This is a genomic window from Sphingomonas sp. Leaf339 (genome assembly GCF_001426195.1).
Taxonomy (GTDB): Bacteria; Pseudomonadota; Alphaproteobacteria; order Sphingomonadales; family Sphingomonadaceae; genus Sphingomonas.
This window is the reverse complement of the sequence record NZ_LMRS01000045.1, coordinates 156,992-178,163: the sequence shown is the minus strand read 5'-3', so window position 1 is coordinate 178,163 and position 21,172 is coordinate 156,992. Positions and strand designations below refer to the sequence as shown.

At 67.0% G+C, this 21,172-nt stretch carries 28 protein-coding genes and 1 pseudogene; 10 read left to right on the top strand and 19 right to left on the bottom strand.

The window, feature by feature from the left end; genetic code table 11:
• Nucleotides 1-3: 3 nt before the first annotated feature.
• Genes msrB through ASG67_RS15010 form a run of 3 tightly spaced genes read right to left on the bottom strand, consistent with a single transcriptional unit; the run spans nt 4 to nt 2,676 of the window.
• Nucleotides 4-495 (bottom strand): peptide-methionine (R)-S-oxide reductase MsrB, encoded by a 492-nt coding sequence (gene msrB / locus ASG67_RS15020; RefSeq protein ID WP_056531772.1) that lies wholly within the window; start codon nt 493-495, stop codon nt 4-6.
• A gap of 31 nt (nt 496-526) precedes the next feature.
• The gene (locus ASG67_RS15015; protein ID WP_056531770.1) at nt 527-1,750 is read right to left on the bottom strand and encodes an ABC transporter permease; all 1,224 of its coding nucleotides are present in this window, start codon (nt 1,748-1,750) and stop codon (nt 527-529) included.
• Nucleotides 1,747-2,676 (bottom strand): ABC transporter ATP-binding protein, encoded by a 930-nt coding sequence (locus ASG67_RS15010; protein ID WP_235535238.1) that lies wholly within the window; start codon nt 2,674-2,676, stop codon nt 1,747-1,749. Before ASG67_RS15010 ends, ASG67_RS15015 begins: the two co-directional genes overlap by 4 nt.
• Before the next feature lie 40 nt (nt 2,677-2,716).
• Here ASG67_RS15010 and queG point away from each other — a divergent pair, with 40 nt between their 5' ends.
• Nucleotides 2,717-3,775, top strand: a complete 1,059-nt coding sequence (gene queG / locus ASG67_RS15005) for a tRNA epoxyqueuosine(34) reductase QueG (protein WP_056531964.1) — start codon at nt 2,717-2,719, stop codon at nt 3,773-3,775.
• A 36-nt stretch (nt 3,776-3,811) separates the two neighbouring features.
• Here queG and ASG67_RS15000 read toward each other — a convergent pair whose 3' ends face one another.
• Both ASG67_RS15000 and ASG67_RS14995 read right to left on the bottom strand, forming a co-directional pair.
• Nucleotides 3,812-4,174 carry a hypothetical protein gene (locus tag ASG67_RS15000; protein ID WP_056531768.1) on the bottom strand — a complete coding sequence of 121 codons (363 nt, stop codon included), beginning with the start codon at nt 4,172-4,174 and terminating at the stop codon, nt 3,812-3,814.
• On the bottom strand, nt 4,171-4,938 hold the full coding sequence (locus tag ASG67_RS14995; RefSeq protein WP_321163545.1) for an EI24 domain-containing protein: 768 nt from the start codon (nt 4,936-4,938) through the stop codon (nt 4,171-4,173). Before ASG67_RS14995 ends, ASG67_RS15000 begins: the two co-directional genes overlap by 4 nt.
• A 6-nt stretch (nt 4,939-4,944) precedes the next feature.
• On the opposite strand from ASG67_RS14995, the gene ASG67_RS14990 reads away from it, so the two are divergent.
• The gene (locus ASG67_RS14990) at nt 4,945-5,943 is read left to right on the top strand and encodes an adenosine kinase (RefSeq protein WP_056531764.1); all 999 of its coding nucleotides are present in this window, start codon (nt 4,945-4,947) and stop codon (nt 5,941-5,943) included.
• A gap of 90 nt (nt 5,944-6,033) precedes the next feature.
• On the opposite strand, the gene ASG67_RS14985 is transcribed toward ASG67_RS14990, so the two are convergent.
• The 8 genes from ASG67_RS14985 to hisB form a co-directional block, all read right to left on the bottom strand.
• The gene (locus tag ASG67_RS14985; protein ID WP_056531761.1) at nt 6,034-7,584 is read right to left on the bottom strand and encodes an amino acid permease; all 1,551 of its coding nucleotides are present in this window, start codon (nt 7,582-7,584) and stop codon (nt 6,034-6,036) included.
• 119 nt (nt 7,585-7,703) lie between these two features.
• Nucleotides 7,704-8,081 (bottom strand): histidine triad nucleotide-binding protein, encoded by a 378-nt coding sequence (locus ASG67_RS14980; RefSeq protein ID WP_056531759.1) that lies wholly within the window; start codon nt 8,079-8,081, stop codon nt 7,704-7,706.
• A gap of 12 nt (nt 8,082-8,093) precedes the next feature.
• Entirely contained in the window at nt 8,094-8,408 is a 315-nt protein-coding gene (locus ASG67_RS14975; protein ID WP_056531756.1) for a phosphoribosyl-ATP diphosphatase, read from the bottom strand.
• 10 nt (nt 8,409-8,418) lie between these two features.
• Nucleotides 8,419-9,189 (bottom strand): imidazole glycerol phosphate synthase subunit HisF, encoded by a 771-nt coding sequence (gene hisF, locus ASG67_RS14970; protein ID WP_056531755.1) that lies wholly within the window; start codon nt 9,187-9,189, stop codon nt 8,419-8,421.
• Between the two features lie 40 nt (nt 9,190-9,229).
• Nucleotides 9,230-9,967, bottom strand: coding sequence for a 1-(5-phosphoribosyl)-5-[(5-phosphoribosylamino)methylideneamino]imidazole-4-carboxamide isomerase (gene hisA, locus ASG67_RS14965; protein ID WP_056531753.1), 738 nt, complete (start codon nt 9,965-9,967; stop codon nt 9,230-9,232).
• Nucleotides 9,955-10,560, bottom strand: a complete 606-nt coding sequence (gene hisH / locus ASG67_RS14960; protein ID WP_056531751.1) for an imidazole glycerol phosphate synthase subunit HisH — start codon at nt 10,558-10,560, stop codon at nt 9,955-9,957. The genes hisA and hisH overlap by 13 nt, the downstream gene beginning before the upstream one ends.
• Nucleotides 10,557-10,841, bottom strand: coding sequence for a YciI family protein (locus ASG67_RS14955; protein ID WP_056531749.1), 285 nt, complete (start codon nt 10,839-10,841; stop codon nt 10,557-10,559). Before ASG67_RS14955 ends, hisH begins: the two co-directional genes overlap by 4 nt.
• Entirely contained in the window at nt 10,838-11,437 is a 600-nt protein-coding gene (gene hisB, locus ASG67_RS14950; protein ID WP_056531962.1) for an imidazoleglycerol-phosphate dehydratase HisB, read from the bottom strand. The genes ASG67_RS14955 and hisB overlap by 4 nt, the downstream gene beginning before the upstream one ends.
• Nucleotides 11,438-11,510: 73 nt before the next feature.
• Between hisB and ASG67_RS14945 the strand changes: the two genes are divergently transcribed.
• The 5 genes from ASG67_RS14945 to gmk all read left to right on the top strand — a co-directional run bounded on the left by ASG67_RS14945 (nt 11,511) and on the right by gmk (nt 14,999).
• On the top strand, nt 11,511-11,996 hold the full coding sequence (locus ASG67_RS14945) for an SspB family protein (RefSeq protein ID WP_056531747.1): 486 nt from the start codon (nt 11,511-11,513) through the stop codon (nt 11,994-11,996).
• A 426-nt stretch (nt 11,997-12,422) separates the two neighbouring features.
• The gene (gene fumC / locus ASG67_RS14940) at nt 12,423-13,814 is read left to right on the top strand and encodes a class II fumarate hydratase (RefSeq protein WP_056531745.1); all 1,392 of its coding nucleotides are present in this window, start codon (nt 12,423-12,425) and stop codon (nt 13,812-13,814) included.
• A 16-nt stretch (nt 13,815-13,830) separates the two neighbouring features.
• A complete protein-coding gene (locus ASG67_RS14935; protein ID WP_321163544.1) occupies nt 13,831-14,079 on the top strand; it encodes a hypothetical protein in 249 nt (82 codons plus the stop codon).
• The gene (locus ASG67_RS14930) at nt 14,076-14,273 is read left to right on the top strand and encodes a hypothetical protein (protein WP_056531743.1); all 198 of its coding nucleotides are present in this window, start codon (nt 14,076-14,078) and stop codon (nt 14,271-14,273) included. Before ASG67_RS14935 ends, ASG67_RS14930 begins: the two co-directional genes overlap by 4 nt.
• A 75-nt stretch (nt 14,274-14,348) precedes the next feature.
• Nucleotides 14,349-14,999, top strand: coding sequence for a guanylate kinase (gene gmk, locus ASG67_RS14925; protein ID WP_056531741.1), 651 nt, complete (start codon nt 14,349-14,351; stop codon nt 14,997-14,999).
• 6 nt (nt 15,000-15,005) lie between these two features.
• On the opposite strand, the gene ASG67_RS14920 is transcribed toward gmk, so the two are convergent.
• From ASG67_RS14920 to ASG67_RS14905, 4 genes and pseudogenes are all read right to left on the bottom strand, one after another.
• The gene (locus ASG67_RS14920; RefSeq protein WP_056531739.1) at nt 15,006-16,052 is read right to left on the bottom strand and encodes a sensor histidine kinase; all 1,047 of its coding nucleotides are present in this window, start codon (nt 16,050-16,052) and stop codon (nt 15,006-15,008) included.
• A 134-nt stretch (nt 16,053-16,186) separates the two neighbouring features.
• Nucleotides 16,187-16,861 (bottom strand): annotated as a pseudogene (locus ASG67_RS14915) (ATP12 family chaperone protein); the annotation flags it as partial.
• On the bottom strand, nt 16,858-17,079 hold the full coding sequence (locus tag ASG67_RS14910; RefSeq protein WP_056531737.1) for a hypothetical protein: 222 nt from the start codon (nt 17,077-17,079) through the stop codon (nt 16,858-16,860). The pseudogene ASG67_RS14915 and the gene ASG67_RS14910, both read right to left, overlap by 4 nt.
• On the bottom strand, nt 17,076-17,735 hold the full coding sequence (locus ASG67_RS14905) for an HAD-IA family hydrolase (protein ID WP_056531958.1): 660 nt from the start codon (nt 17,733-17,735) through the stop codon (nt 17,076-17,078). The genes ASG67_RS14910 and ASG67_RS14905 overlap by 4 nt, the downstream gene beginning before the upstream one ends.
• 90 nt (nt 17,736-17,825) lie before the next feature.
• Here ASG67_RS14905 and ASG67_RS14900 point away from each other — a divergent pair, with 90 nt between their 5' ends.
• From ASG67_RS14900 to ASG67_RS14890, 3 genes are read left to right on the top strand one after another with little or no spacing between them, the layout of a single operon-like run.
• Nucleotides 17,826-18,170 (top strand): PadR family transcriptional regulator, encoded by a 345-nt coding sequence (locus ASG67_RS14900; RefSeq protein ID WP_056531734.1) that lies wholly within the window; start codon nt 17,826-17,828, stop codon nt 18,168-18,170.
• Nucleotides 18,160-18,738, top strand: coding sequence for an HAAS signaling domain-containing protein (locus tag ASG67_RS14895; protein WP_056531732.1), 579 nt, complete (start codon nt 18,160-18,162; stop codon nt 18,736-18,738). The genes ASG67_RS14900 and ASG67_RS14895 overlap by 11 nt, the downstream gene beginning before the upstream one ends.
• Nucleotides 18,735-19,424 carry an aspartate/glutamate racemase family protein gene (locus ASG67_RS14890; protein ID WP_056531730.1) on the top strand — a complete coding sequence of 230 codons (690 nt, stop codon included), beginning with the start codon at nt 18,735-18,737 and terminating at the stop codon, nt 19,422-19,424. Before ASG67_RS14895 ends, ASG67_RS14890 begins: the two co-directional genes overlap by 4 nt.
• A gap of 136 nt (nt 19,425-19,560) precedes the next feature.
• On the opposite strand, the gene ASG67_RS14885 is transcribed toward ASG67_RS14890, so the two are convergent.
• Both ASG67_RS14885 and crcB read right to left on the bottom strand, forming a co-directional pair.
• Nucleotides 19,561-20,715 carry an RluA family pseudouridine synthase gene (locus ASG67_RS14885; protein ID WP_082543565.1) on the bottom strand — a complete coding sequence of 385 codons (1,155 nt, stop codon included), beginning with the start codon at nt 20,713-20,715 and terminating at the stop codon, nt 19,561-19,563.
• Entirely contained in the window at nt 20,712-21,086 is a 375-nt protein-coding gene (gene crcB, locus ASG67_RS14880) for a fluoride efflux transporter CrcB (protein WP_156460848.1), read from the bottom strand. The genes ASG67_RS14885 and crcB overlap by 4 nt, the downstream gene beginning before the upstream one ends.
• Nucleotides 21,087-21,172 lie beyond the last annotated feature (86 nt).

The window sequence follows — 21,172 nt, the reverse complement described above, 5'->3', positions numbered from 1 at the left end:
CGCTCAGGCGGCGCGGAAGGTCATCGCAACGCCGTTCATGCAGTAACGCTTGCCCGTGGGCTTGGGGCCGTCATCGAAGACATGGCCAAGGTGGCCGCCACAGCGGCTGCAATGTACCTCGACCCGCGACATCATCATCGATCCGTCGGTACGCGTACCGACCGCCCCCTTCAGCGGCGCCCAGAAACTGGGCCACCCGGTGCCGCTCTCGAACTTGGTCTTGGATGAGAACAGCGGCTGCGCACAGCCCTTGCACCCGAAGATACCGGCGCGATGCTCGCCGTTCAGCGGGCTGGAATAGGGTTGCTCAGTCGCCTCCTGCCGCAGCACATTGTACGCCGCGCCGCCCAGCTTCTTCTTCCACTCGGCATCACTCATGCTGACGGGAAAACGCTCCGCCGCCACCGCCGCACCGCGACAGCCGAACAGTGCAACGGCGGCGGTGCCGAGGCTGGTGATGGTCAGGAACGAGCGGCGATCGGCGGGCTGGGTCATGCCCCTGATATAAGAGGCATTCCGGCGGTTGCTATGCCTTCGCCCGCCGCCGCCAGAATGGCCGCGCGCTACCCGACTGCAACACGCCGCGACGGAACAGGCGCGCGCCGATGGTGATGAACAGCACCACCCATACCGCCTGCCACAGGATCGCCAGCGCATGCGGCCACAGCTCGGGTGAATTGGCGGCACGGCCGGCCATCGCGAAGGGCGAGGAAAGCGGAAAGACCTCCGCCACGGTCGCGATCCAGCTGCCCGGCAGACGAGCGGCGGCGCTGGCGAGCGCGAACATGCCGACCTGCACCAGCGTGATCGGCAGCGACAGCATCTGGATCTCGCGCATCGTCGAGGCCTGCGCGCCGATGCCGAGGAAGACCGAACCGAGCAGCAGATACGCCATCGAAAAATAGACGGCGAACAGCACCGCGAACATCGGCGCGCCGACCGCCGGATACAGATCGCCGAACGCGGCGGCGGCGGCGGGCGGCAGCAGTGTGGTCAACTGGCCGACGACGGTGCCCCAGAACGCAACGAACAGCACCGCTACGCCGAACATGCCGACCAGCTTGCCAAAGAACACTGCCTCCAGCGGGACGGCGGCGGCCAGCACCTCGATCACCTTGTTGTTGCGCTCCTCCGCCATGGTGCCGACGACCTGCCCGGCGAGGAACAGCGTCAGGAAGAAAATGCCGAACACCGCGAAGAAGCCGGATTGATGCTGGCCGCCGATCGACGTGCGGGTTCGGGCGGCGGTGATCCGGGTCGCGGTGACCATGGTGGCGCCGGGGCGGGTGGCGGCCACGGTCGCCTGGGCCAGCGCCTCCAGATAATTGCCCGTGTAGCGACCCGGCGCCGCGAGCAGCACGGTGGGGCGATCCAGCGGTCCATAGAGGACCGCGTTGATATCATATTGCTTGTCGTCGATCGTCGCCTTCGCCTGTGCGGGGGGATCGGCGGACGGGGTCGCCACCGACAGTTCCGGCGGGCGCTCGTCACGGCGAAACAGACGGCGCAGGCGAGCATCCTCGCGGATCATTGCCGGGGCGATCGTGGCGGGCACGATGGCAACCAGGCGCGATTTGTCGGCGGCGCCGTCGCTCATGCTCGCGGCACCCATGCCGCCGATCGCGCCGAATGATCCCATCAGGATCGGCGCGAACAGGAACAGCAGGAAAATCGGGGTGAAGACGGTGGCGACGAAATCGCGGCGGGCGATGGTCAGCGTCTGGCGCAATGTGCGGCGAAAGCGGGTCATGCGATCGTCTCCGCGCGCGGCGCATGGCCGATGTTGCCGACGATGCGGACGAACGCCTCGTGCAGGCTGGGGCGCTCGACGGCCAGGCCGGCGATGCCGTGCCCCGCTTCGATCAACGGCACCAACAGCGGCTCGATCCCGCTGGCGGGCAGCATGAAACGCCAGCCGTTGCGCACCGGAACCGCATCCGGCGGCAGCAGACCCGCGATAGCGGGATCTGGACGATGCGGCAGGTAGTGGACATGCGCGGGTAGGGTCGCGCGGGCATCGTCCACCGTCCCCTCGAACCGGCGCTTGCCCCCGGCGATGATCGCCAGCCGGTCGCACAGCCGCTCGGCATGCGCCATGACATGGGTGGAGAACAGTATGGTAGCGCCGCGATCGCGCTCGGCAACGATCAGCGCCTCCAGCTTCTCCTGATTGACGGGGTCGAGGCCGGAGAACGGCTCGTCCAGCACGATCAGGTCGGGGCGATGGACGACGGAGCCGAGCAACTGGACGATCTGGGCCATGCCCTTGGACAGCTTGCGGACCTTTTCGTCGACGGCGTGGCCCAGACCGGCCTCCTCCAGCAATTCTGCGGCGCGCTTGCGTCCCTCGCGCCAGGGCAGGCCGCGCAGCGCGCCCATGAAGGCCACGGCCTCGCGCGCCTTCATGCCGGGATACAGGCCGCGTTCCTCCGGCAGATAGCCGACGCGGTCGCCGGCATCGCGCGGATTGTCCTCGCCCAGCAGCGTGCGCTCACCCTCGTCGGGTTCGATGATGCCCAGCAACATGCGCAGCGTTGTCGTCTTGCCGGCGCCATTGGGGCCGAGCACACCATAGATCGCGCCCTTTGGCACCATCAGGTCGACGCCGTCGACGACGCGGCGATCCTCGAACCGCTTCACCAATCCGGCGGCGGTGACCGCCCATTCATCCGACACGATCTTCCTCCCGCCTGCCCCGGCGTGGTAGCGGGACGGTGTGGCCGAACACAAGCTGGAAGACCGGATCAAGGAAAAGGCCGCCGAGTTGGGCTTTGCGGCGTGCGGCATCGCGCGCGCGGATGCGGCGCCGCTGGCGGGCGAACGGCTGCGGCAATGGCTGTCCGAGGGCCAGCATGGCGACATGATTTGGATGGAGGAACGCGCGCATCACCGCGAAAGCCCGGTGGGCTTGTGGCCGGCGGTGCGCAGCGTCGTGTCGCTGGGGATGAGCTATGCCCCCGCCATCGATCCGCTGGCGCTGGCGGGGGAGGGCGGGATCGGCCGCATCTCCGTCTATGCGCAAGGGGCGGATTACCACGATGTCGTGAAGCGCCAGCTGAAGGCGCTGGGCCGCTGGCTGGCGGGCGATGCGGGATGCGACCTGAAGGTCTTCGTCGATACCGCGCCGGTGATGGAGAAGCCGCTGGCGGAGGCGGCGGGGATCGGATGGCAGGGCAAGCACACCAACCTCGTCAGCCGGACCGAGGGTAGCTGGCTGTTCCTAGGCGCGATCTACACCACGCTTGACCTGACGCCGGACGGCAAGGGCGGCGACGCGTGTGGCAGTTGCGACGCGTGCCAGGTGGCGTGCCCGACCGACGCCTTTCCCGCGCCCTATCGGCTCGATGCGCGGCGATGCATCTCGTACCTGACGATCGAACATGCCGGGCCGATCCCGATGGAGTTCCGCGAGGGAATCGGCAACCGCATCTATGGCTGCGATGATTGCCTGGCGGTGTGTCCGTGGAACAAGTTCGCGGTACGGGCGGCGGCCAATCTGGCTTTTGCGCCACGCGCTGAACTGGTCGCGCCGGAGCTGGCGGACCTGCTGGCGCTGGACGATGCCGGATTCCGGCAAGTGTTCTCCGGATCGCCGATCAAGCGGATCGGGCGGGACCGGATGGTGCGCAACGCCTGCATCGCGGCGGGGAATAGTGGTGATCCGGCGCTGGCGTCGTCGTTGCGGCCGTTGCTGGCAGATGCGTCGCCGGTGGTTCGTGAGGCAGCTGACTGGGCGATCGGGCGCTTGCTTCCGGCGGATGCTCATTCGATCTGACGCGATCCTTCCACCCGGATCATATCAAGCGATCGGTCAGCGGGCGCCGGGTCGCCGGGTGAGGGCGGCGACGCAACTGGCGCGGTCGATCGCGCTGCCGTCCGGCTCCCTGGCGTCGAGATAGGTGACGCGCGGCTCGGCGCCGTCCTTGGGATAGAGATAGGTGTCGAGGATACAGATCGCGCTGGCGAATTGCAGCTTGCGGGCGGTGCCCTCGCGGACATCGGCGTCGGGTTGGCCGAACAGCTTCGTCAGGCCGGCGGCGTCCTGACCGATCACGCGTTCAAGCCCGACCGTGGGATAGGCGATCGCCATCGGCGGCGCGGCCACGCGCGTGGACGGCGGCGCGGTGGCGCAGCCAGCGGCGAGCAAGCCCGCAGTGAGGACCAGTCTCTTCATGCACGCCTCGTATGGAACAGATGGGTCGCCATCGCCGCGCCCAGCACCGGCGCGGCAAGATTGACGAAGGGGATCAGGAACAGGCCGGCATCACCGAGTCCGAGCAGGAAACGGCGGCCGTTCGTCTGCCGCCGCCATGTTGCCATTGCGTCGGCGTCCATATGGCGGGCCGCAACCATGTCACCGAGATCGCGACCGAGCAGCCAGCCATTGACGATCAGGAACGCCGCCGCCGTGCCCATCCCGGTCGCCAGCAAGACGACGTATAGCGGCAACAGGATCAGGTTGGTCACGATGACCCGCACCGCCGACCGCAACCCCATCGCTACCGACCGCGCGAAGGGCACCGGCCGGGCGGTGGCGAGCGCGGCGGGATAATGCCGCCGTTCGACCGCCTCCACCACCTCGTCCGCGAACAGGCCGACCACCGCGACGGCGACGGCGCGGAACAACAGCCACATCGCCAGCACGGTGACGACCGCGGCGAACGCCGTGGCAAGGCCGGTCGCGCCCCAGCCGACCCAATGCGCCAGCAACGCCTGCAATCCCCACCACAGCGCAAAGCCGGCGATGGCGAAGATCGCCAGCGTCAGGCCCATCGATTTGGCGAACACGCGAAGCACCGCCGGATCGCCGAGCTGGCCGGCGGACAGAAGGAACGCGCGCATCATGCGGCGGGGATGGCGGGGTCGCCGGGCGCCGTCAACATTGCGTGCGGCAGGGGGCACCGGTAGGGCGGCGGTTTCGATGCCTGACCGGAGCATATCCTTTTGACCACCCCCCAATATGACGTCGTCGCGATCGGCAATGCCATCGTCGATATCCTCGCGCAGACCGACGACGCCTTTCTGGCGGAACAGGGGATGACGAAGGGCGCGATGCAACTGATCTTTTCGCCCGAGGAGGCCGATGCGCTGTATGTCAAGATGGGGCCGGGGCGTGAGATTTCGGGTGGCTCGGCGGCGAACACGCTGGCCGGTATCGCCGCGCTGGGCGGCAAGTGCGGCTTCGTGGGGCAGGTCGCCGACGACCAGCTGGGTCAGGTGTTCGCGCATGATATCCGCGCCGCCGGCATCCGTTTCGACACGCCCGAGCGTGCGGGCGCGCCGACCACGGGTCGTTGCCTGATCTTCGTGACACCCGATGGCCAGCGGACGATGAACACGTTCCTCGGCGCATCGCACTATCTGCCCGAGGCGGCGCTGGACCGTGCGCTGATCGCCGACGCGGCGTATCTCTATATCGAAGGGTATCTCTGGGATCCCGAAGAGCCGCGCGCCGCGATGCGCGCCGCGATCGAGGTGGCGCGCAAGGCCAGCCGCCAGATCGCCTTCACCCTGTCGGCGGAATTCGTCATCGACCGCCATCGCGCCGATTTCCACGACCTGATCGACCACGACCTGATCGACATATTGTTCGCCAACGAGGCGGAGATCATGGCGCTGACCGAGACGACCGATGTCGAGGCGGCGATCGCCGCGGTGCAGGACAAGGTGCCGACCGTCGTGGTGACGCTGGCCGAAAAGGGCGCCTGCGCGATCCGCGGCGGCAAGCGCACGATGGTGCCGGCGGAACCGGTGGCGCAGGTGGTGGACACGACCGGTGCGGGCGATCTGTTCGCGGCGGGCTTCCTCCACGCACAGGCGCGAGGGCATGATCTGGAGAAGTCGCTGAAACTGGGCGCGGTCTGCGCGGCCGAGATCATCAGCCACTTCGGCGCCCGTCCGCAGGTGGACCTGAAGGCGCTGGCGGCCAGGACGCTTGGCTGAGCGCCATCAGGTCGACAGCTACCCAGATAAAGAAAGGGCCGGGGAGCAATCCCCGGCCTTTCTTATGACCAAACGCCGAGCAACAGGCTCTTAGTGGTCCGACCTGCCGATCATGTCGTCGGTCACGACTTGGACTCGCCCATGTGCGACGTGGCTCGTCCGGTATCCGTACATGTAATAGACCGCGAGGCCGATCGCGCCCCAGATTATCAGCACCAGCATGGCGGCCGTCGGCAGGTTGAAGAATAGGAATATGCAGCCGACGATCGTGGCCGGCGCGACGAACCAGATCGCCGGCGTGCGGAACGAGCGCGGGCGGTTCGGTTCGACCTTGCGCAGGATCAGCACCGCAAACGCCACCATCATGAACGCATACAGCGTCCCGGCATTGGCGATGTCGGCAAGCGCACCCACCGGCAGGAACGCGGCGGCAAACGCCACGGCGGCACCGGTGATCGCGGTGACGACGTGCGGCGTCTTCCACTTCGGATGCACCTTGCTCAGCGCACCGGGCAACAGGCCGTCGCGGCTCATCACGAAGAAGATGCGGGTCTGACCAAACAGCAGCACCAGGATGACCGAGGGCAGCGCGACGAAGGCGGCGATGCCCAGCAGGTTGCCGATCGTCCCGAAGCCGATCGTGCGCAGCACATGGGCTAGCGCCTCGTTGGAACAGACCAGCGCCTGCGCATGCTGTGGCAGGGCGCACTGGCGCGCGAGTTCTTCCGAACCGGCGGGGAAGGGGACGCCGCCCGGTCCCATGATCGGCTGGCCGCCGATCGTGCCGATCGCGCCGGCCGCGACGAGGATGTAGAACACGGTGCAGAACAGCAGCGACCCGATCAGGCCGATCGGCACGTTGCGTTGCGGGTTCTTGGTCTCCTCCGCCGCGGTCGAAACCGCATCGAAGCCGACATAGGCGAAGAAGATTGTCGCCGCCGCGCCGACCGCGCCCACGCCCGTGCCGAAACCGCCGAACACGCCGGCGGGAAGGAAGGGATTGAACTTCGTCGTATCGATCTTTCCATAGGTCAGGAAGATGAAGGCGGTCAGGGCGACGACCTTGATCGCGACGAGGACAGCGTTGACCTTGGCGCTTTCCGACGTGCCGATGATGAGCAGCCATGTCACCAATCCGGAAATCACGACGGCCGGCAGGTTGATGAAACCGCCCGCCACGCCGCCCAGCGCCAATGGCCCGGCCGACAGCCAGACGGGCAGATGGATGCCGAGAAACTGGTTCAGGATGGTCCCAGTAAAATATCCGGACCATCCGACCGCGACGGCGGAGGCGGCAACGGCATATTCCAGCACCAGCGCCCAGCCGACGGTCCACGCCACCAACTCGCCCATCGTCGCATAGCTATAGGTATAGGCTGAACCGGCGACCGGGATCATCGCCGCGATCTCCGCATAGCAGAGCGCGGCGACGATGCAGATCGCCCCGGCGATGGCGAAGGCGAGCATCAGGCCGGGTCCGGCCTTTTGCGCACCGGCGGCGGTCAGGACGAAGATGCCCGTGCCGATGACCGATCCGATGCCGAACAGCGTCAGCTGGAACGCTCCCAGCGTTCGATGGAGCGACTTGCCTTCAGTCGCAGCGAGGATGGCGTCCAGAGATTTGACGCGCCCGAATATCATGTGCCTGATCCCCCAATCGACCGGCGCTTGCTGCGCCGCGTCAAGGTATGGCCGGGATGCTAATGGCAATTTTATTACGCGCAATCCCTAACGCGACCTGATGCGGTGGAGCGCGGGCGCTAACTGGCCAGCATCGGCCCCAGCGGAGCGCCGCCGAACAGGTGGACGTGGAGGTGCGGCACCTCCTGACCGGCCTCGGCACCGATATTGGCGAGCAGGCGATAACCGGGGGCGACCAGTCCGTGGCTGCGGGCGACCTGACCGACCGCGCGGACGAAACCGGCGATTTCCTCCGCTGAGGCGTGGCTGCTGAAATCGTCCCACGAGACATAGGGGCCGCGCGGGATAACGAGGATATGCACCGGCGCCTGCGGAGCGATGTCGTTAAAGGCGATCGCCCATTCATCTTCATGCACGACGGTCGCCGGGATTTCACCGCGCAGGATGCGGGCGAAGATGTTGCTGTCGTCATAGGGCAGGGTGGCGTCGATCGGCATCGTGCGGCTCCTTCAGGAAGCGGGGCGGGCGGCTTTCTCGTCATGGCCCGACACACCGTCGCGTCGGGCGAGTTCGGCGCGCACGTCGTCCAGGCCCAGCCCCGCATCGGCGAGCAGGACGATCAGGTGGAAGACGAGGTCGGCGGCCTCGGACACCAGCTTGTCGGGCTGAGCCATGGCGGCGATGACGGTCTCGACCGCCTCTTCACCCAGTTTCTGCGCGATCTTCGGCCGGCCCTTGGCAAACAGGCTGGCGGTATAGGAGCCGGCGGGATCGACGCCGCGGCGGGCGCGGATCGTGGCTTCGAGGCGGTCGAGCGGGTCCATGCGCGGGTTCCTAGGCGATGACGGGTCGGCGTACAGGGATGCCGGCGGCGGCCAGGGCGGCGTGCGCGTCGGCGATGCTCGCCTCACCGAAATGGAAGATCGAGGCGGCGAGGACGGCCGAGGCATGGCCGTCGCGGATGCCGGCGACCAGATCGTCCAGTCCGCCGACCCCGCCCGAGGCGACGACAGGCACGGTCGTGCGGTCGGCGATGGCGCGGATCAGGTCGAGGTCGTAACCGCCGCGCGTGCCGTCGCGGTCCATCGAGGTGACGAGCAACTCGCCCGCGCCGAGATCGGCGAGGTGGAGCGCGTGGGCTAACGCATCTATGCCGGTCGGGCGGCGGCCGCCATGGGTGAAGACCTCCCAGCCGCCCTCTATGCGGCGCGCATCGATGCTGGCGACGCAGCACTGGCTGCCGAAGCGTTCGGCGATGTCGGCGACGACTTCCGGTCGAGATACGGCGGCTGAGTTGACCGCGACCTTGTCGGCGCCGGCCAGCAACAGTGCGCGGGCATCGTCGGCGGTGCGGACGCCGCCACCGACGGTCAGCGGCATGAAACATACCGCGGCCGTGCGGCGCACGACGTCGAGTATGGTGCCGCGATCCTCGTGGCTTGCGGTGATGTCGAGGAAGCAGAGCTCGTCCGCGCCGGCCGCGTCATACGCACGGGCCTGCTCGACCGGATCGCCGGCATCGCGCAGTTCGACGAAATTGACGCCCTTGACGACGCGGCCGTTGGCGACGTCGAGGCAGGGGATGACACGGGCGCGGACGGTCATGAATCCTCCCCGTGCCGTGGAGGATCGAGAAGCGACAAGCTCACGCCGCGCCCGCAACGGCAAGCGCCGCCGCCAGATCAAGGCGGCCATCATAGAGCGCGCGGCCGGTGATGACGCCTTCGATGCCGTCGCGGGCATGGAGCGCGAGAACGTGGATATCGGCGATACCGGCGACGCCGCCGCTGGCGATCACCGGGATCGACACGGCGCGCGCGAGATCGACGGTGGCCTCGACGTTACAGCCCTTCAACAAGCCATCACGACCGACATCGGTGAACAGCAACGCGGCGACGCCGGCATCCTCGAACCGGCGGGCGAGGTCGGTGGCGGTGGTGGTGGAGACGTCGGCCCACCCCTTGGTGGCGACCATACCGTCCTTCGCATCGACCGCGACGACGATGCCGCCGGGGAAGTCGCGGGCGGCGCCACGCACGAAATCGGGGTCTTCCAGCGCGGCAGTGCCGATCACGACGCGGGCGACGCCGAGATCGAACCAGCGTTCCACCGATGTGCGGGTACGGATGCCGCCACCTAGCTGGACATGGCCGGGAAAGCGCTCGACCACCGCGCGGACGGCATCACCGTTGACCGAGGCGCCCGCGAACGCGCCGTCGAGATCGACGACATGCAGGTGCGTTGCGCCGGCATCGGCGAACAGCATCGCCTGGTGCGCGGGATCGTCGCCATAGACGGTGGCGCGGTCCATATCGCCCTCGGCAAGGCGGACGACCTGCCCGCCCTTCAGGTCGATGGCGGGGAAGACGATTAAGGGCGCCATGCGAGGAATCTTTCGAGGATCGCCAGCCCATAGGACTGGCTCTTTTCCGGGTGGAACTGCACGCCCAGCACATTGTCGCGGCCGATCGCCGCAGTGACGGGGCCGGCATGGTCGGTGGTCGCGATCACGTCGGCGCCATCAAAGGCGTAGCTGTGGAGGAAATACGCCTCGCCGGGGACGATCAGCGGATGCTCGCCGGTAGGGATCACATCGTTCCAGCCCATGTGCGGCACTTTGGCATCCATGGTGCCCGGTTCCAGCTTGCGGACGCGACCGGCGATCCAGCCGAGACCGGGGTGCGTGCCCATTTCCTCGCCGGCATCGGCCATCAATTGCATGCCGACGCAAACGCCAAGAAAGGGTGCCGCCTCTGCCCGCACGCGCCGGTCCAACGCACCCACCATGCCGTCGATCGACCGCAGCGCCCCGGCGCACGCACCGAACGCGCCGACGCCGGGCAGGACGATGCGGTCCGCACGCGCCACGACATCGGGATCGGCGGTGACGACCAAGTCGTCGCAGCCCGCCGCCTTCAGGGCGTTGGCGACCGAATACAGGTTGCCCGCGCCATAATCGATCAGCGCGAGCGTCATTCCTTCAGCGCTTCGAGTCCCGGCGCGACGACCGACGGCGCGACCTCGGTAAAGCTGTATTCGGCCAGACCGTGGAGCGCGAAGGGATCGGTCGCCGCCCACGCCTTCACCACGTCCAGTTGACCACGACACAACAACATGCCGCCGGTCAACAACACCTGACGCCCGGCGGCCATCAGCATCCCCGCGGCGATGCCTTCATGCAGCCACGCCAGATGTGCCGGGCGATGCTCGTCGATCGCTTCGGTCGGCACGACATAATCCAGCAGGACGATAATCATGCGAGACCTCCCAGCGTGCCCTTGGTCGAGGGGATCGCATCGCCCTTGCGGGGATCGACCTCGATCGCCTTGCGCAGCGCGCGGGCGAGGCCCTTGAACGCGCTTTCGGCGATGTGGTGGTTGTTCTCGCCATGCAGCGTCTCGACGTGCAGCGTGATGCCGGCGGCCTGCGCGAAGCTATGGAACCAGTGCTGGAACATCTCGGTATCCATCTCGCCCAGCCGTTTTTGGCTGAACTCGGTCTTCCACACGAGCCATGGCCGCCCGGAAATGTCGAGCGCCACGCGCGTCAGCGTCTCGTCCATCGGGCTCAGCGCGTCGCCGTACCGATGGATGCCGCGCTTGTCGCCCAGCGCCTTCGCCACCGCCTCGCCGATGGCGATGCCGGTATCCTCGACGGTGTGATGCTGATCGATGTGCAGATCGCCCTTGGTGCGGACGTGCAGGTCGATCAGCGAATGGCGCGACAATTGTTCGAGCATATGGTCGAAAAAGCCGACGCCGGTCTCGATGTCATAGACGCCGGTGCCGTCGAGATTGACGGTGACGGCGATTTTCGTCTCGCTGGTGTCGCGATTGATCGTGGCGATGCGCATATCGCGGTCCATAACGCACCACGCGGTTCGTGCAATCTTGACGCTGGGGTGGAGGGGGGCCTACCCAAAGGGAATGAGCGATGGCCTTCCCGACAGCCTGATCCCGTATGACGAGATCGTCCAGGAAGCCCTGCGTGCGGTGGTGGGCCGTGTGCTGGGTTCCGTGGCGGAGGCCGGCGGGCTGCCCGGCGAGCATCATTTCTACATCACGTTCAAAACGCAGGCCCCCGGCGTCGACATCCCCAAGCGGCTGATCGAGCGCTTCCCGGACGAGATGACGATCGTCATGCAGAACCGGTACTGGGACCTGACCGTCGATGACGAGCGGTTCTCGGTCGGCCTCAGCTTCAATCAGGTGCCGTCGAAGCTGGTGATTCCCTATTCGGCGATCACTGGTTTCCACGATCCGGCGGTGAATTTCGAACTGCGTTTCCAGGCACAGGAAGATGCGGACGGCATGCCGGAAATTCCCGACGCCGCCGAAAACGACGGCCCGCTCGCGCAGCCGGTCGAGGACGGATCGAACGTCGTCAGCGTGGATTTCAAGCGGAAGAAATAGGAAGGCAAGGCGCGACAGCGCCAAGCCCCGCCCGGCCGATGGGCCAAAAGCCCGTTCGACGACGCGCCCTAGCCGCGGCGCGGGTGTCGGTGTCGGATTATCCTCAACGGAGGATATTCACGCGAAGACGCGAAGAGTTGCGTTGCTGGATGTAAGCCATGCATCACGCCGTTGGTTTTTCCCGTTCCCCGGCGGAGGCCGGGGTCCAGTTGGAATGACCGCAGTAAGTCGTCACAACCGTTCCCCCAACTGGACCCCGGCCTCCGCCGGGGAACGGGACTGGTGTCGTTGAAAGCGGGTTCGGCGGGACGTAAGCGGTCTCTGTCAGCGCGGGCCGTCGTTTCCTGACGGCGCTCGCCCGATTGTTGAACGCGACGATCAACATCGCATCGTGGATCGACCCACCCGGTCCGCCGTTATCTCTCCATGACCAACACCCGCACCGAAACCGACTCGATCGGCCCTATCAATGTTCCCGCCAACGCCTATTGGGGCGCTCAGACGGAGCGCAGCCTCGAAAACTTCCCGTTCGGCGCGCGCGAGCGGATGCCGATCGGCATCGTCCACGCGCTGGCGATCGTGAAGCAGGCCTGCGCGCGCGTGAACCGCGACCACGGGCTGGACGCCGGCAAGGCCGACGCGATCGAATCGGCGGCAGCGGAGATCGTGGCGGGGACGCTCGACGACCAGTTCCCGCTCGTCATCTGGCAGACGGGCAGCGGCACGCAGTCGAACATGAACGTCAACGAAGTGATCGCCGGTCGCGCCAACGAGGTGCTGGCGGGGAAGCGTGGCGGCAAGGTGCCTATCCACCCCAACGACGATGTGAACCGGGGGCAATCCTCGAACGACAGCTTCCCCACGGCGCTGCACGTCGCCGCCGCACTGGCGGTGACGCGGGTGCTGTATCCGGCGCTAGACCGGCTGCACGCCGCGCTGGATGCCAAGGCGCGCGATTGGGACGATCTGGTGAAGATCGGTCGCACGCACTTACAGGACGCGACACCGCTGACGCTGGGGCAGGAGTTTTCTGGCTACGCGGCGCAGATCGGCAACGCTCGTGACCGGATCGACGGGACGCTCCATCGCAACATCATGCCGTTGGCGCAGGGCGGCACGGCGGTCGGCACCGGGCTGAACGCGCCGACGGGGTTCGGCGAGGCGGTGGCGGCGGCGATCGCCGACCTGACCGGGCTGCCGTTCGTCACCGCGCCCAATAAGTTCGAGGCACTGGCGTCGAACGACGGGCTGGTCGATCTGCACGGCGCGCTCAACGTGCTGGCGGTGGCGCTGACCAAGATCGCCAACGACATCCGGTTGCTCGGCAGCGGACCACGTTCGGGGCTTGGGGAGCTGGAATTGCCCGCCAACGAACCCGGCAGCTCGATCATGCCGGGTAAGGTCAATCCGACCCAGTGCGAGATGCTGACAATGGTTGCCGCGCAGGTCATGGGCAACAATGTCGCGGTCACCGTCGGCGGATTGCAGGGACATCTGGAACTGAATGTTTTCAAGCCGCTGATCGGCGCCAACGTGCTGCGCTCGATCGATCTGCTCAGCATCGGCATGGCCAGCTTCGCCGAGCGAACGGTGGAGGGGATGACCGCCAATCGCGATCGCATCGCCGAACTGGTCGACCGATCGCTGATGCTCGTCACTGCATTGGCGCCCGAGATCGGGTACGACAACGCCGCCAAAATCGCCAAGCACGCGCACCAGCATGGCCTGACCCTAAAGGAGGCGGGCGTGCAGATGGGGCTGGTGGACCCTGAGACGTTCGATCGCGTCGTCAGACCGGAATCGATGCTGGGTCGGTGATGGAACCTCGCGGGCGTTGCCGCGCTATGCCTGCGAAGAAGGAGATCGGTTCGTGAGTGCAACGACGATAGGCGCTTTGGTCGGTGGTGTGATCGACAGCATGGGCGGCGATGGCGACGGCAATTGGGATGGCGCCATCAAGGGCGCAATCGTGGCCAATGTGCTGAAGGTCGCGATACCCGCGGTGATCACCTACGCGGTCGGCTGGGCGGTATTGCGCGGCGCGGCGGAGCTGAAGGATCAGGTTTTTGGAGAAGTGAAATGATCGGCAAGATTATCGGCGCACTGGTGGGTCGCGAGATGGATCGTCGCGACGGTTCGGGCGGTATCAAGGGCGCGGCGATGGGTGCGCTGATCGGCGGCGGCCTGCGGCGGATGGGTCCGCTGGGCATGATCCTGGGCGGTGGCTACGTCGCCAAGAAAGCATACGATCGTCGCCGCGCGTCGCGATCGCTCTGAACGCATCGACCGGTAGGGCGTCATCTAACGTCCTGCCGGGTTGACGACCGGGGTATGGCCCGGCCAAAGGCGCACATGGCGCCTGTTCTCCCCACCGACCCGCACAACCTCAAGCGCCGGGGCATGTTGTTCGTGCTGTCGTCGCCGTCGGGCGCGGGAAAATCGACGATCGCGCGCCTTTTGCTGGCTGATGAGCCGGAACTGGAGATGTCGGTTTCGGCTACGACTCGCCCGATTCGCGAAGGCGAGGTCGATGGGCGTGATTATCATTTCGTCGACCTGGAGGAATTCCGTCGCATGGTCGCGGCGGATGAGTTTCTCGAATGGGCGCATGTCTTCGACAACCGTTACGGCACGCCGCGCGCACAGGTCGAGGCGTTGCTGGCCGACGGCAAGGACGTGCTGTTCGATATCGATTGGCAGGGCGCGCAACAGCTGTTCCAGATCGCCGGCGGCGATGTGGTGCGCGTGTTCATCTTTCCCCCGTCTATGCCCGAACTGCGCCAGCGGCTGGAACGTCGGGCAACCGATACCGCAGAGGTCATCGATGCCCGCATGGCGCGCGCGACGAATGAGGTCAGTCACTGGGACGGGTATGATTATGTCCTAGTCAATCACGATGTCGAAACCTGCTTTCGCGGGGTGAAGACGATCATCGCCGCCGAGCGGTTGAAGCGATCGCGGCAGACCGGATTGATCGGGTTCATCCGCCGCCTGACGCGATAGGGTCGTTCAGCCGCGCTGCTCGGGCACGCGCAACAGGCAACTGGTGCCTTGGTCACGCTCGATGGTGATCGTCGCATCGATCGCATCGGCCAGCCCATTGATCAGGCGCGATCCGACGCCCGGTTGGCGCGTGGCGCAGGCTGCGGCGCCATCATCCGCGACCACGACCATCACCTCCGTCCCAACCTGTCGTGCATCGATCACGATCGTGCCGTGCCCGTCGCCAAAGGCGTATTTGACTGCGTTCGTCACCCATTCGTTGACGATCAGCCCAATCATCAACGCCTTGTGTGCCTCCATCGCGATCGGTGTGCTGGTCAGCGACAGGTCGATGCCGGCGGGCAGGAACCCGGCCCTCAGCGATCCGACGACCTCCGTCAGATATTCATCGAGCATCAGGTGGTGCGCCTGACCGCCCGCTAGCCCCAGATTGCGATAGACCGAGGCGATCGATTCCAGCCGCACGGCGGCGCGCTGCAGTTCGATCGTCACTTCCGTACTCGCCGATGCCCGTGCCTGCGTCGACAACAGGGCGGCGGCGATCTGGAAATTGTTCTTCGTGCGATGATCCATCTCGCCGATCAGCAGCGACAGCGTACTCACCTCGCGCTGGCAGGTCTGGCGTAGTCGTGCCGCAGCCGTTCGGTAAGCCGCCGTCGCCCAGATAGTGAGCAACAGCGCAAGGCTCGACAGGATCAGATTGGCGGCGCTGGTCGATCCGACACGCGTCATCGTCCAATGCGGGAAGACGAAGAACACGACCAGCACCTGACATCCGATCGCGGCAATCATCCCCGCGCGGGCGCCCGCCAGCAGCGTAGCAACGATGACCATGGGAAAGGTGAGGACAAACGGGATCACGCCGTCGACCATCTGCTCGATCGCGATCCGCGCCAAGGCGGCAGCGGCCACGGTCGACAGCCCGACCGCCAGTTCGATCGGCCAGGTGACGGTGCCGTTACGGGCCAGGATATCACCCCGTTGCAGGCCGGTGAACAGCCGGGCCAGCGACCATCGCTGCGACCGCACTATGGCAGCGCCATCCGCACGCATCAGCGGTGTTCATCCCCGATGGCGGTCGACTCGCCCGATCGTGCATGGCTCATGGCGACGCTCCCTCTTTCAGCATCGTGCACCGGCGCTAAGCTGTTGTCACGCCCACATATTGGGGGTGATTTCGATCGGCCCAGCGTCGCGAGGAAGGCAGTGGCGGCATCGAACTCGCGGCGATGCGCGGCGGTGGTCGCCGCGGCCAGCGCATCCTCGCCCCAGCGATCGACCTGCCATTGCTCGTCAACCTGCGCGGCGGTCCACGCCGCCTCCGCCGTCATGGCCCCCTCCGCCAATGCCAGCGCGAGGATCAGCGATCCGGTCAGCGTCACCACCGGCGACAGGCCGGCTAGGTGCCACGCGTCATAGGCACCGATCGCCTCCGCCAGCCGCGCAATCGTCGCGGGCGGTTGCGCGCGGTGGACGATCCCGGCGGTGACTTCGACTTGGATGTCATACCGCGCACGCGCCCAGTGCAGTGGCGGGTCCCAAGCCACGACCTGACGCTCGATCAGCTCGGGCGGTGCCTCCGCCCGGTAACAGAGCAGATCGCTCTCGCCATACCGCGCCAGCCCTTGCGCGAAAAGCGCGGGGTCCGGCGCGATGCGATCGATCGCGGCGTTCGACAGGCCGGTCAGCGGCATCGCGCGCGGATCGATCGTCTCGCCAACCGCCCGCCATTCTGCCGCCACCGCCGCCGCAAGCGCGTCGGTCGGCAATACCAGCGGCACCCGGGCGGGGGTGCGGACGGGCCGTCCGTCGAGCAGCACCTCGCGCCCCGCGATGGTAACGTCTTTCCAGAACCGCTTCATGGCGCGGGTGGACTGCGCCAGCGATGGGCGAGGCTGGCGGGCACCACGGCGATCACGACCAGCGCCGACAAAACGAGGAGGATGCCGACCACCTTCACCGGCCATTCCTGCGCACGCGACGCGATCACCATGCCGAACACCGCACCGGCGACGCCGACGATGCGGATGCCGACCAGCGCCAGCCAGCGCCGCTGTGCGACGTGTTCCGGTACGCTCATGCCAGCAACGCCGGCAGGTCGCGGGCATGGTCGGCCACCACATTAGCGCCGGCGGCGATCAATTCGGCCGGGGCGTGATAGCCCCAGGCCACGCCCACCGCCCGCGTGCCGGCGGCGCGGGCCATCGCCATGTCGAAACTGGTGTCGCCGATCATCGCCGTCATGTGGGGCATCGCGCCGGTTTCCGCCATGGCCGCATGCAACATCGCCGGATCGGGCTTCGACGGATGGCGATCCGCCGTCTGGAGCGTGGCAAAATACCGCTCCAGCCCGTGATGGGAGAGGACATGCGCCAGACCGCGATCGGATTTGCCGGTGGCGACGCCCAGCGTCCAGCCGTCGTCCGACAGCCGTTCGATCACGTCCACGATCCCGTCGAATAGCGGTTCGTCATCCAGCCCGCCATCGGTACGCAGCCGGTGGAACGCCTGTTTGTAATCGGCGGCCAGCCGGTGATGGTCGGCATCGGGTCGCAGCACGCGCATCGCCTCGACCAGACTGAGGCCGACGATGCGGCGCGTGTCGGCGCGGGGCGGCGGATCGAGCGCGGATTGCTGAAACGCCGCCTCCATCGCGCGACAGATGTTCGCCTGGCTGTCGACCAGCGTGCCGTCGCAATCGAAGACCGCCAAGCGGATGGGCGGGGTGGATGACATTACCCGCGCCATAACGCCCGCCACCGGTCTGTCACGTCATGATGGCATGGTATCTTGCATAACAAGTATACGTGCAGTACTGGGACGAGCATGGATATCGCGGCATGGCAGACACAATTGCGCAAAGGGGCGGCGGAACTCGCCGTCCTGTCGGTGCTGGGTCGCGGCGAGCGATACGGCCTACAACTCCTCCACGCAGTCAACGCGGCGGGCGAGCTGGTGACCGAGGGCGGGCTATATCCGCTGCTCAGCCGGCTGGAGAAAAGCGGCCGTATCGCCGCGCGCTGGGACGTGCCGGCGACGGGTAATCCGCGCAAATTCTATACGCTGACGGACGAGGGACGGCGGCTGGCTGCGGAGATGCGCGCCGGCTGGATCGCATTCCGCACCACCATCGCGACGATTGTCGAACAGGAGGACGAACATGGCGCATGAAGCCGACCGCACGATCGACGACTATATTCGCCGCCTGCGCTGGTCGCTCCAGAGCCTGGAGCATGACGACCGGCGCGGTATCGCGGGCGAGATCCGCAGCCACCTGACCGATTGTGCCGCGGGCGGCGAAGCGGCATTGGCCGCCGCACTGGCGGGGCTGGGTACGCCGCACGGCCTCGCCCGGCGCTATATCGAGGAATATGAGCTGGCCGGTGCGGTCGGCCGCGCCGCGCCGGGGCGGCTGATGGTGGCGATGCTGGGCCGCGCGTCGCAGAGCCTGATCGCGATGGCGGCGGTGTTCGGGACGATGACGCTATATCTGTTCGGCCTCGTGCTGGCGGGCATGGCGATACTGAAGCCGTTCGCGCCGGATCAGGTCGGCGCGTGGCACGGCACGCGCGGCTGGCAGATCGGCATCGCGGCGCAGCCGCCGGGCGGTGGCGTCGAGCTGGTCGGATACTGGATCGTCCCGCTGTCGATCGCGCTGGCACTGGGGTGTTATCTGGCCGGTACGCGCGTGCTGCGCGCTGGCGGCGGGCTGCTGCTGCGCGGGCAGGCGGCGGCATGAAGACGATCGGCCTGATCGGTGGGATGAGCTGGGAAAGCAGCCAGCATTATTACCGGCTCATCAATCAGGGCGTGCGCGCCCGGCTGGGCGGCATGCATTCCGCACGCCTGCTGATGCTGTCCGTCGATTTCGCACCGATCGCGGCATTGCAGGCCGCGGGCGACTGGGACGCGCTGACCGATGAGATGATCGCAGCCGCCCATGCGCTGGAACGGGGCGGGGCCGAGGGTATCGTGATCGCGACGAACACCATGCACCTGATGGCGGACGCGGTGGCGGCGGCGGTGGACGTGCCGCTGCTGCATATCGGCGACGCGGCGGGCATCGCCGTGCGGGCGGCGGGGCATCGCCGTGTCGGGTTGCTCGGCACCGCCTTCACCATGGAGCGAGCCTTCTATGCGGACCGGCTGGCGCGGCATGGGCTGGACGTGATGGTGCCGGACGCAGACGACCGCGCCTGCATCCACCGGGTGATCTATGACGAACTGGTGCAGGGGCGGATCGAGCCGGCGTCGCGCGCGGCGTATCGCGGGGTGATCGACCGGCTGGTGGCGCAGGGCGCCGAGGCGATCGTGCTGGGCTGTACCGAGATCATGCTGCTGATCGGATCAGACGACAGCGCCGTACCGCTGTTCGATACGACCGCGCTGCACGCTGCCGCGGCGGTGGATTGGGCGCTGGGGTAGGGCGTCGAACTGCCACCGTTCGCGCTGATCTGTTCCACCGGCGTCGCGATCGTCAGGTGCGCAAAGCCGAGCGCCGCCGCCCGTGCCAACGCCGCCGCGACGGTTTCATCGGCACGGAAGGCGGGGTTGGGGTGTGCTATTCGCGCGTACCCCGTCCGCGCCGCTCGCCGCGGCGTTCCTTGCGGACCGATTTGGCGTGCGCCTTGGCCCGCTGTTTCAGGATGGCCTTGGGCGGCGGGCCCTTTTCCTCTTCCAGATCGAACGCGTCGGCGGCCGACAGTTCGAAGCCGAGACCGGCGAGGCTCTCGCTGAAATGCGTCGGCAGTTCGGCGGTCACATCGATGCGGCCGCCATCGGGATGGTCGACGCGGATGCGGCGCGCATGCAGGTGCATCTTGCGACTGATGCCGCCGGTCAGGAACGCGGCGGGGCCGCCATATTTGCCGTCGCCGACGATCGGGTGGCCGATCGCCGCCATATGGACGCGCAACTGATGCGTGCGGCCGGTGAACGGCTGCAATTCAACCCAGCTGGTACGGTTGCCGGCATGTTCGATGACGCGATATCGGCTGCGTGACGGCAGGCCGTTCTCCTCGTCGACATGCATCTTCTCACCGCCGGTGCCGGGCTGTTTGGCGATCGGCAGGTCGACGGTGCCGTCCTCGATCGACGGGACGCCGACGACCAGCGCCCAATATACCTTGCGTGCGGTCCGGCCCGAAAAGGCCTTGGCAAAGAATGCGGCGGCGCGGCTGGTGCGCGCGACCAGCAGGGCGCCGGACGTATCCTTGTCGAGCCGGTGGACCAGTTTCGGCCGTCCCTCGTCGTCATAGCTCAGCGCATCGAGCAGGCCGTCGACATGCGTTGTCGTCTTGGTGCCGCCCTGCGTCGCGAGGCCGGGAGGCTTGTTCAGGACCAGCGCCTGCGGATCGCGGTGGACCACCATCGCGCGGGCATAGGCGATCTGCTCATCGGACAACTGGACCCGCTCGCGCTCCGGCTTGGCACCGGGCGGCAACGGCGCCTCGGGCGGGGGGACGCGCAGGATCTGGCCGGCCGCGATGCGGTCGCCCGGCGTCGCGCGCGATCCGTCGACGCGCAATTGGCCGGTCCGCGCCCATTTGGCGACGGTGGTGAAACTGGTGTCGGGCAGATGCCGCTTGAACCAGCGGTCCAGACGGATGCCGTCATCGTCATACCCGACAGTGAACTGGCGCACTTCCTTCGGATCGGCCTTGGCATCGGCCTTTTTCGGGGAGGGGGACTTGGGAGAAGACGTATCGGCGCTCATGCGAGGCTCCGGGAGATGGCGAGGCCAGCGACAAGGGCGGCGAGCGCGCCTAGAACCGAGATCAGGGCATAACCGAGCGCGACGCCCGGCTGTCCCCGTTCGGCCAGCGACACGACGTCGAGCGAAAAGGCGGAAAAAGTGGTGAAGCCGCCGAGCAGGCCGACACCCAGAAACAGGCGCCACGGCTCACCCGCGGTCGTCTTGGCGAGGATGCCGGCGAGCAATCCCATGAACAACCCGCCGATCAGGTTCACCACCAGCGTGCCCACTGGAAAATCCGGCCCGAACAGCGCCAGCATCGCCCGGCCGGTCAGATACCGGGCACCGGAACCGAGCGCTCCGCCGAGCATGACAAGGAATAGAGAGGGCATGGTGTCGCCCTAGCCGCTCGCCGGCGCCACGGCAAACGACGGTGCGGACACGCCGGAATACCCGCCATCTTGTCTCGTGACCACCA

What these genes read in the sequence shown, in the direction of transcription:
- ASG67_RS14945 (WP_056531747.1), top strand. Translation starts at nt 11,511, where the DNA reads ATGAGCGATGGCCTTCCCGACAGCCTGATCCCGTATGACGAGATCGTC.
- crcB (WP_156460848.1), bottom strand. Translation starts at nt 21,086, where the DNA reads ATGCCCTCTCTATTCCTTGTCATGCTCGGCGGAGCGCTCGGTTCCGGT.
- hisH (WP_056531751.1), bottom strand. Translation starts at nt 10,560, where the DNA reads ATGACGCTCGCGCTGATCGATTATGGCGCGGGCAACCTGTATTCGGTC.
- ASG67_RS15000 (WP_056531768.1), bottom strand. Translation starts at nt 4,174, where the DNA reads ATGAAGAGACTGGTCCTCACTGCGGGCTTGCTCGCCGCTGGCTGCGCC.
- ASG67_RS14995 (WP_321163545.1), bottom strand. Translation starts at nt 4,938, where the DNA reads ATGCTCCGGTCAGGCATCGAAACCGCCGCCCTACCGGTGCCCCCTGCC.
- msrB (WP_056531772.1), bottom strand. Translation starts at nt 495, where the DNA reads ATGACCCAGCCCGCCGATCGCCGCTCGTTCCTGACCATCACCAGCCTC.
- ASG67_RS14975 (WP_056531756.1), bottom strand. Translation starts at nt 8,408, where the DNA reads ATGGACCCGCTCGACCGCCTCGAAGCCACGATCCGCGCCCGCCGCGGC.
- ASG67_RS14980 (WP_056531759.1), bottom strand. Translation starts at nt 8,081, where the DNA reads ATGCCGATCGACGCCACCCTGCCCTATGACGACAGCAACATCTTCGCC.
- ASG67_RS14890 (WP_056531730.1), top strand. Translation starts at nt 18,735, where the DNA reads ATGAAGACGATCGGCCTGATCGGTGGGATGAGCTGGGAAAGCAGCCAG.
- hisA (WP_056531753.1), bottom strand. Translation starts at nt 9,967, where the DNA reads ATGGCGCCCTTAATCGTCTTCCCCGCCATCGACCTGAAGGGCGGGCAG.
- ASG67_RS15015 (WP_056531770.1), bottom strand. Translation starts at nt 1,750, where the DNA reads ATGACCCGCTTTCGCCGCACATTGCGCCAGACGCTGACCATCGCCCGC.
- ASG67_RS14910 (WP_056531737.1), bottom strand. Translation starts at nt 17,079, where the DNA reads ATGAGCGTACCGGAACACGTCGCACAGCGGCGCTGGCTGGCGCTGGTC.
- ASG67_RS14895 (WP_056531732.1), top strand. Translation starts at nt 18,160, where the DNA reads ATGGCGCATGAAGCCGACCGCACGATCGACGACTATATTCGCCGCCTG.
- ASG67_RS14905 (WP_056531958.1), bottom strand. Translation starts at nt 17,735, where the DNA reads ATGTCATCCACCCCGCCCATCCGCTTGGCGGTCTTCGATTGCGACGGC.
- hisB (WP_056531962.1), bottom strand. Translation starts at nt 11,437, where the DNA reads ATGCGCATCGCCACGATCAATCGCGACACCAGCGAGACGAAAATCGCC.
- hisF (WP_056531755.1), bottom strand. Translation starts at nt 9,189, where the DNA reads ATGACCGTCCGCGCCCGTGTCATCCCCTGCCTCGACGTCGCCAACGGC.
- ASG67_RS14955 (WP_056531749.1), bottom strand. Translation starts at nt 10,841, where the DNA reads ATGATTATCGTCCTGCTGGATTATGTCGTGCCGACCGAAGCGATCGAC.
- ASG67_RS14885 (WP_082543565.1), bottom strand. Translation starts at nt 20,715, where the DNA reads ATGAGCGCCGATACGTCTTCTCCCAAGTCCCCCTCCCCGAAAAAGGCC.
- ASG67_RS14920 (WP_056531739.1), bottom strand. Translation starts at nt 16,052, where the DNA reads ATGCGTGCGGATGGCGCTGCCATAGTGCGGTCGCAGCGATGGTCGCTG.
- ASG67_RS14930 (WP_056531743.1), top strand. Translation starts at nt 14,076, where the DNA reads ATGATCGGCAAGATTATCGGCGCACTGGTGGGTCGCGAGATGGATCGT.
- fumC (WP_056531745.1), top strand. Translation starts at nt 12,423, where the DNA reads ATGACCAACACCCGCACCGAAACCGACTCGATCGGCCCTATCAATGTT.
- ASG67_RS14900 (WP_056531734.1), top strand. Translation starts at nt 17,826, where the DNA reads ATGGATATCGCGGCATGGCAGACACAATTGCGCAAAGGGGCGGCGGAA.
- ASG67_RS14985 (WP_056531761.1), bottom strand. Translation starts at nt 7,584, where the DNA reads ATGATATTCGGGCGCGTCAAATCTCTGGACGCCATCCTCGCTGCGACT.
- gmk (WP_056531741.1), top strand. Translation starts at nt 14,349, where the DNA reads ATGGCGCCTGTTCTCCCCACCGACCCGCACAACCTCAAGCGCCGGGGC.